The following is an 11,975-nucleotide window of genomic DNA, read 5'->3' as shown; positions in this document are numbered from 1 at the left end:
CCTCCTCTCTACGCCCCTAGGTAGGGCGTCTAATGGTCGGCCATGCGTCCTTGCCGCTGCGCTCAAGGAGTGCAACGTCAAAGGGCTTGCGGCTTATATCCTCAAGCGATGAATAGAACCAAACGACCATATCATCGCACTGGGGCTCGTCTACGATGGAGAAGATGTGCCGGAGCTCGTCCTCCGGTGCGTCTGCCGGTGCTGCGCACCACTTGACGATGCGCAGCCTCCCGGGGAGCTGGTATCTCTCGACCCGCTCCACATGGTACTTAGGCTTGAAAAGGCGGCGAATAATCGCCGAAACGATGCGGTCAAGTGCTTTCCACATGGGGCTCCTCCTCCGGCATAATGATTTTGACGTTGGGGTTCTCAATCAGAGCCTCAATCTCGGATAAATCGGCTCCGAATGCAATCCGTAATTCAAGCGTTGCGGGCTGTCCTGCGTCATGGTGCAGGGTGTACCCGTTTACGATGCTCGCCAGCTCAATGCCGTCGATTTTGAGAATAGGCTGCTTTCCAACTTGGGCTTCGTCGATGGTAACTTTCATGTGTAGTCCTCCTCGTTGATGCCTGCGCGCGCCTTGTTCTGCGCGTCGAGCTCTTTCTCCCACTCGCCGTCGTCCTCCGCGATGGCCTGCGCTTGGAGGGCCTGCCGCTCCTCAAGGGAGAGACCGAGCACCTCCTCACTAACTACCGGCTGCAAAAGGCAATGGCAGTTGACGCTCTCTCTCGGCGGCAAACAGACGTCTCGCGGGGTCATGGGGTAGTAGGTATTTCCGTCAGCTCCAATCAGGGTGAACGGCTGCCCTTTCGGGACGCGAACGCTGTCCATATCCACATGGTTCTGTCTCGGGTCGTTCCGGTATGCTCCGGTGTGTTTCCACATCTTCTCCTCGACGGCCGGGCTCTGGATGTAGCTTTCGAGCTGCGCATAGCCGTGCGCCCGGAGCACCTCCGTCAGGGCCACGCGCCGCGCGCGGTAGCCCGGGGAGCGGATGCCGCTGTCTGCAATGATGTTTGCGACGTCGTTGATGCCCTTGCCGTCGTTCAGGCCCTTTTTCAGGACTGCCTCGATTTCGGTCTCGGTGTCCAGCTTCATAATGTCGGCGAGGTCGCTGCTCCACGAGCTTATCCAATCGGTTGTCCGCTTGGTGAGCTTCGTAACGGTGAGCTCTGCATCCGTTTTCTGGACGTAAGCCTCAACATACGTCGGCATGATGGTGGAAAACTGAGTATGGAAAACATCGAAAAGGTCCTGCGACAGCTTGCTCTTGTTCTTGAACTTCGGCCAGTTGTCCTTGAAGAAAGTTTCAAGGTCGATGGCGTCCGCCAGCTCCTTGAGCAGGTCGTCGGCGTTGTCCTCGAGGAGCTTCGTCACGACCTCCTCGATTTCGTCCACGGTGTTCAGGCTCTCTTTTGCCTTGAGGTATCCCTCCATCGTGAGCTGCTCGTACAGGTCGTTTTCTGCTTTGGCGAGGTATGCGTCGATGGCCTTGATTAGGGGTCCGCAGCGTAAGCACTTCACTCCGCGTCGCCCTCCTCCTGTTTCATGTCAGCCAGCAGGCGGCGGACCTCTTTCATCACGGCGACGAGCTCCGTCTCATTAGCGGCTGCCGCTTTCTGAATCTGGCCGTCGAGCTGTTCCTCTACGCTAGGCCCGCCCTGCTGGGCGTTCTGTGCGGGCTTTGTCTCCGGTTGTGTGTTTTTCTTGCCAGCGTCAGAACCGCCATTCTGCGCTACGCTGGGGCCGTTTCCAGCCACGGTGATGGCTGCGGCCCGCTGCTGTGCGTTGGTAAACGCCAGCGGAATGTCGCCCCACTCCTCGGGGAAGTCCTCCGAGGTCTCGCCGAGGGCCTTGTACAGGACGCTCTTTGCCTTGTTCGGGGTGAGGCCGCCAGCGTTGTTGCAGACGGTCAGCAGCTTGTACAGGTCGTCCGGGTTGGAAACGTCCGGCGCGCGGAAGAACACCTCGACGTACTTGAACTGATAGCAGTTGAGCAGCCTGTTGTTGATGGCCCACGCCAGACGCCGCCGCTCCGGCTGGAATACCTGTTTCTCGGTCACTTCCATGGCGGTCTGCGCGGTGGCGCGGTTGAAGTCCGTCGTGTATCCGGTGTACAGGTCCGGGAGCTGGAACGCGCTCTGCACCTTCCGCCGGTTGTTTTCGAGGTAGTCTTGGAAAAGCTCGTCCTTTTGCAGGATAGCTGCAAGGTCCTTGACCTCGACCTCCGGCCGGTTCTCGGCGTTGAATCCGGTGCGGTTGTCTGCCGCCTCCGTTTCCAGAACCATAAAACTGTGCTGGCCCGCCTCGCCTCGGATGCCGTTCATGTACTCCTTGAGCTTGGCGAAACTATCGTCCGTCAGGCTGCCGCCTTTCACCATAATCAGCAACGGGGTGTGTCGGCCGTTCAGGAAATAGTTATTGTTGAGGCTCTCCGCTCTCCGGGCCCCATCTACGGTAAGGATGGAACCAACCCACCGGACCTTGCCGTATGTTGCGGTCCCGATGGCGAACTCGATTATTTCGTTGGCGCGGCTCTTAAACTCGAGCTCGGTGACGTACTCTCCGCTCGTCGGGTCCATGATTCGCGGGTCTCCGAACTCCTTGTAGTAGACCGTCTTGCCGTTGACGGTCTGCTTATACTTGCGGAACTTCCTCATGCGGTTCTCGGTGTGGTCTCGGTGGAAATACGTCACCTCGACGCGCGGGTCCAGCCTCCGGCTCTTTTCCACGCTGGGGGTGTCCTCGATGAACTCAAGCTGAATGACGTTCCCATCCATGTCCCGGATGACCTCTGCGTAGGCGCAGCCGTAGGTTTCCCGGGCCTCCACGATGTCCTCAAAGAGCTCGTTGCTCTCCTGCTCCATGTTGAGCATCTCGACGACCTCCACCGCCCGGTCCCACTCTGCTTTCATCTCCGGGGTTTCGTTCGCGTCTGCAAAGTCGTCTTTGTACCGGATGTCAATTCCGAATCCGGCGATGTTGGACTTGTAGGCCCGGATGCACTGCGGAAGTATGGTGCTTTCATCCACCATCTTGGAAAGCCCTCGGAGGTCGAACGGCGGTTTTGTCCAAATGCCTGCCGTGCACGCCTCCTCCGGCGAGATTTGCAGGGAGCCGTCTGCTTTGGCGATGGCCTTAATCCCGCTGCGCTGCTCCGGGTTGTCCGCTTTAACGATGCGGACGTTTACCCGCTGCTGGGCGGGCTGCTTCTTGTCGCTCACTTCTTAACGTCTCCTCTCCTCTTGGGTTTAACCGGCAGGCACAGCAGGAGGATGCAGTCGGCCTCGTCGGGCGAGTGCATCCCGCGCTTTTTCATGGCGTCCTTGCTCTCCACGCGGATTTTGGCGTCGTCGGTCATGGAATACTTTCGTGTGGAAAGCTGGCCGACGAGGTCGTTATCGTTCGGGAGAATGAGCTGGACGGGCTTCTGTGCGCCCTCCGGCGTCTGCGGTGCAAGTAGATTCTTTACGACGCTCATCATGTAGGTGGTGCTATCGTAGTAAAAGTCATGGTGTATGCGCTGGCCGAAGTAAACGGGGATAATATCCATCCACCAGAACCGCTCCGGCTGCTCGCGCTTTACGCGCCGCAGACGGTCCGTGACGCCGCCGCCGAGGCCGCTGTCGTCTATCTTGATGGAGATAGCCTTGTCGAACCGGTACTTTTCCATGAGCTTTAGGCCGAGCTCCATGATGTCGTCGGCCGTCTGCATAAGGTCCTGCCCACTCTTTCGCTTGTAGAACATGGCCTTTTCGTCCACCTTGTAACCGATGACGGTGCGGTCGTCACCATAGCGGGCAACGTCGCAGCCGATGTCGATGCGGGCGGGCTTTGTCGGTTCCGTCCACTCGGTCATAATGGATTTTTCGACTAGCGGCAGAGGGATGAAAACATCGTTCTCCTGCCGGGGGAACTCTCCGGCGACACGAACACGGAAAACGTCCGAATCCTCGCCGTACATCTGGATGATGGTTTTGACGAAGTCGTCCGAGACGCGGCTGCTGTTCCGGCCGTCAACATGGAATGTGGTGTAGCTGCCTCTGTTCTTATGGTGGCTGTCATAAAAAAAGCCCGACAACTGTGTCGGGTTTCCGCACATGAGCAGCCGCGCTCCGGGCGTCGAAAGTGCGCCCAGCACCGGCTCGAACACCTTGTCGTCCACGCCGCTGGCCTCGTCGATGATGTAGAGGATGTCGTCAGCGTGGAATCCCTGCAGGGCGTCCGGCTTGCTGGCCGTTCGGGCCACAGCGAACCACTCCTCGGGGTACTGCTTCATGTAGACCTTTTCCTTTGTCCACATCAGCTCCCGCTCGAGGGCTTTATTGTTGCGCAGCCACTTGCTTATTTCCGCCCACAGAATATCGAATAGCTGATGCTGCGTCGGGGCCGTGCAAGGGATTTTGGGAAATGGCCGGGTTGACATAAACCAGATAACGGTCCACGCCTCGACCGCGCTCTTGCCGATGCCGTGGCCGCTGCGGACGCTCGTCATCTGATTCTTTGCCACAGAATCCAATATGGCGCGCTGGTTCTTGTCCGGCGTAACGTGGAGCAGGTCCTCGACAAAATCAGCCGGGTGGTCTGCGTAGTACAGGATAGCCTCTTGGGTCATCACGTCTGTTCTCCTCGTTTCCGGTTCTCGTATGCGGCCGCGATTTCATCGGCGAGGGAGAGCGTTGTTTCCTCCTGCTCCTCCGCCGTCTTGCCTCCGGCCGTGACGCCTGCCTCCTCCATCCGGTTATCCCGCTCAAGCTCTGTGGCCTTGTCGAGGAACTGGATAATGTCCTTTGGCGTCATCGACCCGTCCGGCAGATTCTTGAGCTCCGCGAGGGCTTTCTCTTGGAGCTGCAAGGCGATGCCGATGTGGCGGGTCCTCATTTTTTTGTACTTTCGGAGTGCCTCTTGTCGGGCTACGTCATCCAAATGGTTGTCATACGCTCGGCAGCGTTCTCCCCACTTTTTCTCGCGGCTCCAACGCTTGATAAGCGTGTCACTCTTGGATAACTGTTCGGCAACGACCCGTAGGCTCCTGTTTGAGCCCATGTCTCGGTAGATGGCAAATGCCTCGTAGGCCTGCGCGCTTTCGCCCGGTTGGCGCTCCCAAAGGTCGTCTTTGGTCCTATTCGGCATTGTCCTCCTCTCCTCACTTTCAGCTCTGTCCCGGGCTGCGAGGCTCCGCGCCCGTAATCCAGAATAGGGTGCTTTCCGGTGCGATGCCGGAGCTTCTAAACCACTGCATCGTCTTTGCCTCGTAATGAGGATGCAGGCGAATGCCCCCCCATGTAGCCGCTGCGGACTTCTCATAGACGAATCCGGGGCTGTGGAAAAGGTCGTGGTACTCAAACTCTCGGTCTGCGCCGTACTTTTTGAGGGTCTCATGGATGAATCCGCGCCGGTCCGGGGCCGTGGCTACGAGGTGCATCCTCTTGACCCGTTTCCCGTACCTGTGCAGTCCTATCATCACGCCGGTGGCGGTGATGCCGCTGCCGCAGGTCATCACGAGGTTTTCTATATCGTCCGGGAGGTTCTCTGTCTGCGCCGCAACTGCGGTTAGCAGCGTGTCGCCGTACCCGATGATATTGATGCCGTACTGGACAATAAAGCTGTTTTCCTGCGCCGCCAGCTCTTTTGCGCGGGCGTGTAAAATGCTGTGGCGGCCGGAACGTGCTGCGAGCACTATGGACGCCCCATATTTCATCGCCAGCCGGGGCATAGGCAGAGCCGCAACGCTCTCCCGGGTGGTTCCGCCGTACACGATTCTGCACGGCATCCCGTTTGCCCGGGCAACCGCTGCGGTGATGGGTGCTTGCGGGGAGTGGATGCTGCAATACGTCAGCAGGCTCTTGTAGTCCTTCTTGACGCTGTTCACCAGCATCACGCATTGCCGGAGCTTTCCTCCGTTCACCTCTCCGGGGCCAAACGGGGCATAAAGGTCGTCCCGCTTGATGTGCAGCCCGTCTACCTCCTGAACCGGCGTCAGGCTATACTCATTCATCCAGTCCAAACACCTTTCTGTGGTAGTCGGTCTTTTTGGCAAGCTCCTCCTGCATCAGGCCGTAAAAGCTCTGCTTTGCAATTTTGCGCCCGCTGCCTGCGCTCTGGTTCAGCGTCTTGAACGGTCCGCCCGTCCCGACTTCTTTCATCTTTTCCGTCGGCTCCGGGTTCTTGCCGTTCATCAGCATACAGAGGTTATACTCGTTCGGCCGGAATCCGGGCAGGCCGTCGATGCCGCAGCAAGTCATGCTGTCGCCCATCGCGCGGAGCCGGTTCTCGCCGCTGTAGAATTTCAGGCCGTACCGATGGAGCTCCGCCTTGATGTCTTCAAAATCGTGCCGGAGGCGGGGCAGCGGATAGCAGAAGTCACCGCCGATTTTCGTCATGCCGGGTTTAGCCTTGAAGAACTTCATGCCCTCCACGATGACGCCGTAGGCTCCTGCCTCCGCGATGCGAGGGATGTTCTTCATAACGTCATGGAACACCTCGGGCATATACGGCTGGATGCGGACGATGGTGCGCTGCACTCTGGCTGATACCGTCTTGAGGATGGTGAGCCGCTCCTCGTAGCTGGGCGTCCCGCGTTCGAGGCGGTCGTACTTGCTGCACACCATGCTGATTTGCAGTACACAGTTGCACTGTGCCAGCAGGTCGAGGTACTCCGGGTCCGCAATGAGGCGGCCCTTTGTGCTCACCACAAACGGGTATTTCGTCTCCGCCAGCAGCTTGAGGCATTCGTAGCTGGCGCGAATCTGCTTTTCGACCGGCTGGAACGGGTCACTCATGCCGCCCCAGTGGATAGGGATGTTCCAGTCGCACCACTCCGTTTCGTTTCCGCGCTTGCCCTCGATAAAGGAGCGCAGGCCGTCTACGCTTTCGTCGCGCTCGATGTGGCTGATGTCGTTTTTCTTCTGTGCGAAGCAGTACCGGCAGCCGTGTGAGCAGCCGCGATAGGTGTCGAAACGCACAGGCAGGTTACAGAGAATAATCTGGCTCCCGCATTTGCAGCCCATTAAATCTCACCTCTAATCTTCTGGACGATTACGGCAACAAGGTCCTCTTTGCCGTTGTCCTTTATGTACTCTTTCAGGACGTCGCGGTCCTCCGCGCTGAACTTGAGCGAGATGTTGAACGTCTCCTCGATGCTCTTGAGCTCGCTGTCGAGGAAGTCGCCGTCCACGAGGGCGTCCACGTTGTTCTCAAGGGCCTCGATTTCGTACAGGTCGAATCCCGTCTCCGGGGCTGCGTCTCCAAGGCCGTCCAGCAGCTCCTTGAGCTTTACCTCGTCCCATTCGCCGGTCACTTTGTTCATAGCGATGTTGAGCTGCTTTTCTGCGGTCTCGTCGAGGTCCACCACGGACACGTCCACCTCGGTTACGCCCTCGTTCATAAGGACGGTGAGCCTCTGGTGGCCGGACACGACGCGGTTGGTGCGCCTGTTCCAAATGACAGGGACGACCATGCCGAACCGCTCAATGTTCCGCTTGAGCTTCTCGTACTCGTCATCACCGGGCATCAGCTCCACGCGAGGGTTGTACTCCGCGCGCTCCATGTCGGTGATTCTTTTTTTGATAATTTCCATCAGATAAGCCCCTTCGCCTTGTTCACGAGCAACTGCGCCAGTTCGACCTTGCCTGCGGGGTTCTCGTCAATGTACTTATCCATTGCCTCATGCACCTCCTCGGGCAGGGTGAACGTCATGGTGTAGCTTGTCGGCTCGCTCTTGCCGGTGTCGGAAAAGTCCTCGTTCAGCAGGTCCTCGATGTGGTCGTATGTCACCTTGAGGGCGTCGAGTTCCCAGTCCTCGAAACCAGTGAGGGCCATTTCGTCCTGCTCTTTCAGCTCGTCCAGAATCGCGGTGAGCTTTTCGTTGTCCCACCGGCCGGAGATTTTGTTGAGCGAGACGTTAAGGATGCGCTCCTCCTGTTCGTTGAGCTCGACCTCGACGACTTCGACCGTCTTGTAGCCCTGCTCCACCAGCACCTTGAGCCGCTGATGGCCGCCTACGATGTTGCCGGTGGTCCGGTTCCATACGATGGGCTCAACATAGCCGAAAGTCTCGATGCTCCGGGCCAACTTGTCGTACTGCTTGTCGCCCGGTGCGAGGTCTTTCCTCGGGTTGTAGTCCGCCGGATGGAGGTCGCTCACCGGCAGGGTGATAATTTTCATCTGCCGTTCCTCCACGACCCTTTTCGGGTCTATAACACATAAAAAAATAAGGACCGCCCGGAGTCGGGCGGTCCTTTGTCAAGAAGGGGAATTTATTATGATGCCAAGAAATTGTCTCTGTGCGCGGTTTTACCGCCTACATTGTATCTCAGACCTTGCGCCCTGTCAATGCCGCGTTTATGCCCCAGAACGGGTCGTTTCGTTACATAGTTAAACCTTCTTGATGCCGTCGATGCCGAAAATCAAGGCCGACAGTGTGGCACAGGCTGCGTCCACATCCTTGTAGACGGTTCTCTTGTCGATGCTTTCCATCTCTGCTACGGCGGCCGGAGAGAGGGGCCGGTCCCGCAGATACAGGGCCTCGATAACGCGGTAGTGCCTCTGTTCGGCCTCGTCCAAACTGTTCCCGCATACCGCCTTGTAGATGTCGAGCATCCGGTTCACATGGCGCATGATAATCTGCGTCCGGGCTGCGGACTTCATGATGCTTTCTACCTTGAGGTCGTCCTCAAGCAGCTCGTCCAGTGCCTCCACAATTTCTTCAACGCTCTCCTCGCCGGTCGCTGCGCTGGCCGCGTCGTATACTGCATTGGCACAGTTGGCATTAAGCGTGGTATAGTTACGCAGCAGGAGCTTTGTGTTACGGAATCTCCGGTCGCTACGGCTGTCCCGGAACTTCTTGCGCTCCTGCTCCACGGCCTTGATGCTGGCCTCCGCTCCGAGGCGGGCAGCGTCCGTCACAGCGGCTTCTACGCTCTCCTGTATCTCTTTCCCCAAGATGGCTCGAACGGCAGCAACAGCCGCCTTTGCCGCCACCTCTGCGGCCATTACCACAATTTCTTTTTCAGTCATTATGTTCCTCCTCGGTAACACCCGGCAGCTCGTCGAGCAAGGCTTTGGAAATTTTCTTGAGTGTCTCACAGGCAGTCACCACTTCGAGTGCGGAGACCCCGCTTTTCTTCATGGCCTCTGCGAGCTTGCCCGCGCTGTCCTCCGTGATGGGGACACCCATAAATGAGAATATCGGTTTTTCCATGTTCGGCTGCTCCCTCCGTATTTCGTTCACCAGCATAAAGCGTTCCGGCGTCGTCCAGTTCATCAGGCGGCTCAACCTGCACACGGCCGCGCGCCACTCGTCCGTCTCTGGCTTCGTCCCGTAGGACATCCCGCAGAACGCCGTGAGCACGTCGCTCGCGCACGAGAGCTGGTCGATGTCGTCCATCGTGGGGATGTCCCGCAGCAGGTCCGGGGTAAAGCCCGGGCCAAACCGTACCGCGTATTCCTTGAGGTCCGGCTCCGTGACATAGCTCCGGCCGTACCGCTGCTTCATGCTGCGCCAGACTGTCCACGGGATTCTGTACATCCGTAGCCCGTCGAATGTGGCGACGATGAAGCAGTGCGCGCCGAGGGCTTCGTAGGAATCGAGCTTTTTGGCCTGCTCCGGGAGAACGCGGTCTTTGTTCAGCCTGCCGGTCCCGGTGCTCTTTGCCTCGAACATCACCGCGCGGCCGCCGAGCATGACGCCCTTGAAGTCTGGTTCCGCCTTTTTGGTGTAGACTGCGCGGAACTGGCCCGTTTTGTTCGGCTGGCTTACCGGCCGCATGGGCTCCGGTGTCTTGCTGATGTCCGCGCGGCCTGCCTCCGCCAGCCGGGTGCAGGATGCCTCGATTCTCTCCTCGAGCTGCCCGCCCTGCGCGCGGCTCCGGGCTCCCTGCAATGCCCGGAGCGGGTCCTTTACCGCGCCGCTCATTCGAGGTAGCCCTGCTGGCGGGCGAACTCTTCGATTTTGTAGGCGGTCGCGCTCTTGATACCCTTGCACTCTCCGGCGTTGAGCTGCTCGAGGAGCTGCGGCAGGGTCTTGCCCGGGGCCGGGGTCGATGCGCGCTGGGCCTCGGCTTCGGAGTAGCCGGTGTTGTAAGCCTCTTCCCGGATGTGGTCGATGTGCTCCACGAGCTTGTCGTCGGTCATCTTGCGCAGCTTCACGGCGCGCTCATGTACATTCTTCTCCTCGCCGGTCATCCGGCAGTTCCTTTTCTTCACTGGGCTCCCTCTCTTTCCAGCCGCTTGCAGCGGCCATCCTCATAGGCCATGCACTTCTTTTCCGAGCACCAGCCGAAACGCTCCGTTGTAATCTCGGTCCGGCTAATCCACGAGTAGCTCACTTCCCGTTTCGTGCTTTTCTTGTACGGGCAAAACATACCATCATCTCTCATTGTGCTGTCTCCTATAAAACATTCATGTGAAGCGGCTGCCCGGTGGCAAGCTGCCGATGGATAAACTCACGCTCGAGGCAGTTACTCACCATAACGAGGGCTCGCAGCTCTCCGGGGAGAATCTTGCTGTCGAGATAGAGCTTCTCAATTTCCGGCCCCCGCGCGTGGAGCTCCCGGATGGCCGCCTCCGCGTCCTCCCACTCGGTCAGGTCGTACAGCTCGCCGAGTGCCTTGTCGAACTCACTCTTTTCCGGCATCGCTGGCCTCCTGCTTTGCTGCCTCTTTGTCCAGATTGTCCTTGAGCCGGTCGAGCTTGTCCCATACGACTTTCGTGATGTTTACCAGCTCGTGAGGGTTAAAAATTGCAAAGAGCTGCACCAGCATGATGAAAACATCAGCAATTTCCTCCTCGATGTTCGAGTGTACTTCCTGCGTCTCCCTGTTAAACGGGGTATCATACTTGCGCTTGCACTCTTTGAGTTTGCAGAGGGCTTTGGTGAGCTCCGACATTTCCTCCACAGCCTTGGTGAGCTGGGCGTCTTTGCCGTAAGTGCCGATGGCGCGGTCGATGGTCTGCAAGCCCTCCGGCATAATCTCCGGAATGAGCGCGTCCTCGTAGTGCTTGAGCTTGTCGCGCAACGAGGCGAGAGCCCACGAGAGGGTGTAGTGCTCTGCAAGCAGGCCCTCGATGGTCTCCGGGCCGTCGAACAGATGCTCGCACAGGGTCATGTCGAACTCCTCCGGAGTTCCCTCGGTGTCAATATCTGCGTTGTGCGCCTTGATAAGCTGCTTCATGTAGTCGTTGAGGCTGATGCTCCGGCTGGGCATCTGCACCCAGCCGTCCTCGCCGCGCACGAACAGGTTGAGAGCCTGCTCATAATTCCCATCCGGGGTGTCGGTCGTCATTCTTCTCTGCGGAAACATAAATTTTATCCTCCAATTTTCAAATTTGATGGTTAAAGATTGAAATGCGCTTGAATCATTTTCAAGTTTCGGGGTTAGATTTTGCTTTATCGGTTCTGCTGTTCCACCTTTGGATGTCGTCTGGCGTGTCGAGAAAAAACATCCCGAATCCCAAAACGCAATCAGGCGTTTCGGGATGCTTCCAATACGTAATGCCGATATTACTACTTATCGCTTCACCGGTTTCGGTATTGACGACCTCCCTTTTTTCTGCAATGCGGCACGGATTCGCTCCGCAAAACGGGCAGGGCAGGATCTCTACTTGTCTTTCTTTCATTCCTGCCCATCCTCCGTGTATTTATTGTCGTAGAACATCCCGTCTTGCCCGATGGAAAAATCTTCATCTTCCCAGTATGCGCCGCAACCGTTTTCACAGGCCGCTACGCTCTCGCTTAGTTCTCCGCTTCTGGATACATAGCGTTTCGGAACTTTTCCGTCTTTTCGGATTGTGTAGTCCCGTGCGTTCTGGTAAAATTCCGAATAAATAATTTTCCCGCCACACCTCGGGCATCGGCCCCGAATGACTCCGTTCACGTTTCATCCTCCTTTTTTGTTTTCTTCAACTGGCGGCCGCACTCCGGGCAGAAGTTCAGCGGCCGTCTTTTGTGAGTGTAGGTTGAGGCAAGCCCGCA

18 protein-coding genes are annotated in these 11,975 nt (G+C 57.9%); all 18 read right to left on the bottom strand.

Annotated elements, in window-relative coordinates:
• Positions 1-16: 16 nt before the first annotated feature.
• The 18 genes from ACKXF7_RS09140 to ACKXF7_RS09055 all read right to left on the bottom strand — a co-directional run bounded on the left by ACKXF7_RS09140 (position 17) and on the right by ACKXF7_RS09055 (position 11,877).
• Positions 17-328: a hypothetical protein gene (locus tag ACKXF7_RS09140; RefSeq protein ID WP_423741109.1), complete on the bottom strand. Its 312-nt coding sequence runs from the start codon at positions 326-328 to the stop codon at positions 17-19.
• Positions 312-548 carry a hypothetical protein gene (locus tag ACKXF7_RS09135; protein ID WP_423741108.1) on the bottom strand — a complete coding sequence of 79 codons (237 nt, stop codon included), beginning with the start codon at positions 546-548 and terminating at the stop codon, positions 312-314. The genes ACKXF7_RS09140 and ACKXF7_RS09135 overlap by 17 nt, the downstream gene beginning before the upstream one ends.
• Entirely contained in the window at positions 545-1,525 is a 981-nt protein-coding gene (locus tag ACKXF7_RS09130; protein WP_423741107.1) for a phage minor head protein, read from the bottom strand. The genes ACKXF7_RS09135 and ACKXF7_RS09130 overlap by 4 nt, the downstream gene beginning before the upstream one ends.
• On the bottom strand, positions 1,522-3,225 hold the full coding sequence (locus tag ACKXF7_RS09125) for a phage portal protein (protein WP_423741106.1): 1,704 nt from the start codon (positions 3,223-3,225) through the stop codon (positions 1,522-1,524). The genes ACKXF7_RS09130 and ACKXF7_RS09125 overlap by 4 nt, the downstream gene beginning before the upstream one ends.
• Positions 3,222-4,616, bottom strand: a complete 1,395-nt coding sequence (locus tag ACKXF7_RS09120; RefSeq protein WP_423741105.1) for a terminase B — start codon at positions 4,614-4,616, stop codon at positions 3,222-3,224. Before ACKXF7_RS09120 ends, ACKXF7_RS09125 begins: the two co-directional genes overlap by 4 nt.
• A complete protein-coding gene (locus tag ACKXF7_RS09115) occupies positions 4,616-5,134 on the bottom strand; it encodes a hypothetical protein (RefSeq protein ID WP_117505024.1) in 519 nt (172 codons plus the stop codon). The genes ACKXF7_RS09120 and ACKXF7_RS09115 overlap by 1 nt, the downstream gene beginning before the upstream one ends.
• 19 nt (positions 5,135-5,153) lie before the next feature.
• The gene (locus tag ACKXF7_RS09110) at positions 5,154-5,999 is read right to left on the bottom strand and encodes a pyridoxal-phosphate dependent enzyme (RefSeq protein ID WP_249258300.1); all 846 of its coding nucleotides are present in this window, start codon (positions 5,997-5,999) and stop codon (positions 5,154-5,156) included.
• On the bottom strand, positions 5,992-7,011 hold the full coding sequence (locus tag ACKXF7_RS09105) for a radical SAM protein (protein ID WP_423741104.1): 1,020 nt from the start codon (positions 7,009-7,011) through the stop codon (positions 5,992-5,994). The genes ACKXF7_RS09110 and ACKXF7_RS09105 overlap by 8 nt, the downstream gene beginning before the upstream one ends.
• A complete protein-coding gene (locus ACKXF7_RS09100; protein ID WP_249258114.1) occupies positions 7,011-7,580 on the bottom strand; it encodes a ParB N-terminal domain-containing protein in 570 nt (189 codons plus the stop codon). Before ACKXF7_RS09100 ends, ACKXF7_RS09105 begins: the two co-directional genes overlap by 1 nt.
• Positions 7,580-8,167, bottom strand: a complete 588-nt coding sequence (locus ACKXF7_RS09095; RefSeq protein WP_238077788.1) for a ParB N-terminal domain-containing protein — start codon at positions 8,165-8,167, stop codon at positions 7,580-7,582. Before ACKXF7_RS09095 ends, ACKXF7_RS09100 begins: the two co-directional genes overlap by 1 nt.
• Before the next feature lie 210 nt (positions 8,168-8,377).
• Entirely contained in the window at positions 8,378-9,019 is a 642-nt protein-coding gene (locus ACKXF7_RS09090) for a hypothetical protein (RefSeq protein ID WP_423741103.1), read from the bottom strand.
• Positions 9,012-9,917, bottom strand: a complete 906-nt coding sequence (locus tag ACKXF7_RS09085) for a Holliday junction resolvase RecU (protein WP_249258113.1) — start codon at positions 9,915-9,917, stop codon at positions 9,012-9,014. Before ACKXF7_RS09085 ends, ACKXF7_RS09090 begins: the two co-directional genes overlap by 8 nt.
• The gene (locus tag ACKXF7_RS09080; protein ID WP_238077791.1) at positions 9,914-10,207 is read right to left on the bottom strand and encodes a hypothetical protein; all 294 of its coding nucleotides are present in this window, start codon (positions 10,205-10,207) and stop codon (positions 9,914-9,916) included. Before ACKXF7_RS09080 ends, ACKXF7_RS09085 begins: the two co-directional genes overlap by 4 nt.
• Complete coding sequence (locus tag ACKXF7_RS09075; RefSeq protein ID WP_238077792.1) at positions 10,204-10,380, bottom strand: hypothetical protein; 177 nt, start codon at positions 10,378-10,380, stop codon at positions 10,204-10,206. Before ACKXF7_RS09075 ends, ACKXF7_RS09080 begins: the two co-directional genes overlap by 4 nt.
• Before the next feature lie 11 nt (positions 10,381-10,391).
• Positions 10,392-10,637 (bottom strand): hypothetical protein, encoded by a 246-nt coding sequence (locus ACKXF7_RS09070; RefSeq protein ID WP_249235655.1) that lies wholly within the window; start codon positions 10,635-10,637, stop codon positions 10,392-10,394.
• Positions 10,621-11,304 carry a hypothetical protein gene (locus ACKXF7_RS09065; protein WP_249258112.1) on the bottom strand — a complete coding sequence of 228 codons (684 nt, stop codon included), beginning with the start codon at positions 11,302-11,304 and terminating at the stop codon, positions 10,621-10,623. Before ACKXF7_RS09065 ends, ACKXF7_RS09070 begins: the two co-directional genes overlap by 17 nt.
• A gap of 61 nt (positions 11,305-11,365) precedes the next feature.
• A complete protein-coding gene (locus tag ACKXF7_RS09060) occupies positions 11,366-11,620 on the bottom strand; it encodes a hypothetical protein (protein ID WP_249235653.1) in 255 nt (84 codons plus the stop codon).
• Positions 11,617-11,877, bottom strand: coding sequence for a hypothetical protein (locus ACKXF7_RS09055; protein WP_238077796.1), 261 nt, complete (start codon positions 11,875-11,877; stop codon positions 11,617-11,619). The genes ACKXF7_RS09060 and ACKXF7_RS09055 overlap by 4 nt, the downstream gene beginning before the upstream one ends.
• Between the last annotated feature and the right edge of the window lie 98 nt (positions 11,878-11,975).

It is taken from the genome of Faecalibacterium sp. 7 (assembly GCF_049562865.1).
Taxonomy (GTDB): Bacteria; Bacillota; Clostridia; order Oscillospirales; family Ruminococcaceae; genus Faecalibacterium; species Faecalibacterium wellingii.
Note: the sequence above shows the minus strand (reverse complement) of the source record. Positions and strands in the feature narration are given on the sequence as shown.

Bases quoted from the DNA above. Each gene is read 5' to 3' on its own strand.
- ACKXF7_RS09140 (WP_423741109.1), bottom strand. From the start codon at position 328: ATGTGGAAAGCACTTGACCGCATCGTTTCGGCGATTATTCGCCGCCTT.
- ACKXF7_RS09135 (WP_423741108.1), bottom strand. From the start codon at position 548: ATGAAAGTTACCATCGACGAAGCCCAAGTTGGAAAGCAGCCTATTCTC.
- ACKXF7_RS09120 (WP_423741105.1), bottom strand. From the start codon at position 4,616: ATGACCCAAGAGGCTATCCTGTACTACGCAGACCACCCGGCTGATTTT.
- ACKXF7_RS09115 (WP_117505024.1), bottom strand. From the start codon at position 5,134: ATGCCGAATAGGACCAAAGACGACCTTTGGGAGCGCCAACCGGGCGAA.
- ACKXF7_RS09110 (WP_249258300.1), bottom strand. From the start codon at position 5,999: ATGAATGAGTATAGCCTGACGCCGGTTCAGGAGGTAGACGGGCTGCAC.
- ACKXF7_RS09105 (WP_423741104.1), bottom strand. From the start codon at position 7,011: ATGGGCTGCAAATGCGGGAGCCAGATTATTCTCTGTAACCTGCCTGTG.
- ACKXF7_RS09100 (WP_249258114.1), bottom strand. From the start codon at position 7,580: ATGGAAATTATCAAAAAAAGAATCACCGACATGGAGCGCGCGGAGTAC.
- ACKXF7_RS09095 (WP_238077788.1), bottom strand. From the start codon at position 8,167: ATGAAAATTATCACCCTGCCGGTGAGCGACCTCCATCCGGCGGACTAC.
- ACKXF7_RS09090 (WP_423741103.1), bottom strand. From the start codon at position 9,019: ATGACTGAAAAAGAAATTGTGGTAATGGCCGCAGAGGTGGCGGCAAAG.
- ACKXF7_RS09085 (WP_249258113.1), bottom strand. From the start codon at position 9,917: ATGAGCGGCGCGGTAAAGGACCCGCTCCGGGCATTGCAGGGAGCCCGG.
- ACKXF7_RS09075 (WP_238077792.1), bottom strand. From the start codon at position 10,380: ATGAGAGATGATGGTATGTTTTGCCCGTACAAGAAAAGCACGAAACGG.
- ACKXF7_RS09070 (WP_249235655.1), bottom strand. From the start codon at position 10,637: ATGCCGGAAAAGAGTGAGTTCGACAAGGCACTCGGCGAGCTGTACGAC.
- ACKXF7_RS09065 (WP_249258112.1), bottom strand. From the start codon at position 11,304: ATGTTTCCGCAGAGAAGAATGACGACCGACACCCCGGATGGGAATTAT.
- ACKXF7_RS09060 (WP_249235653.1), bottom strand. From the start codon at position 11,620: ATGAAAGAAAGACAAGTAGAGATCCTGCCCTGCCCGTTTTGCGGAGCG.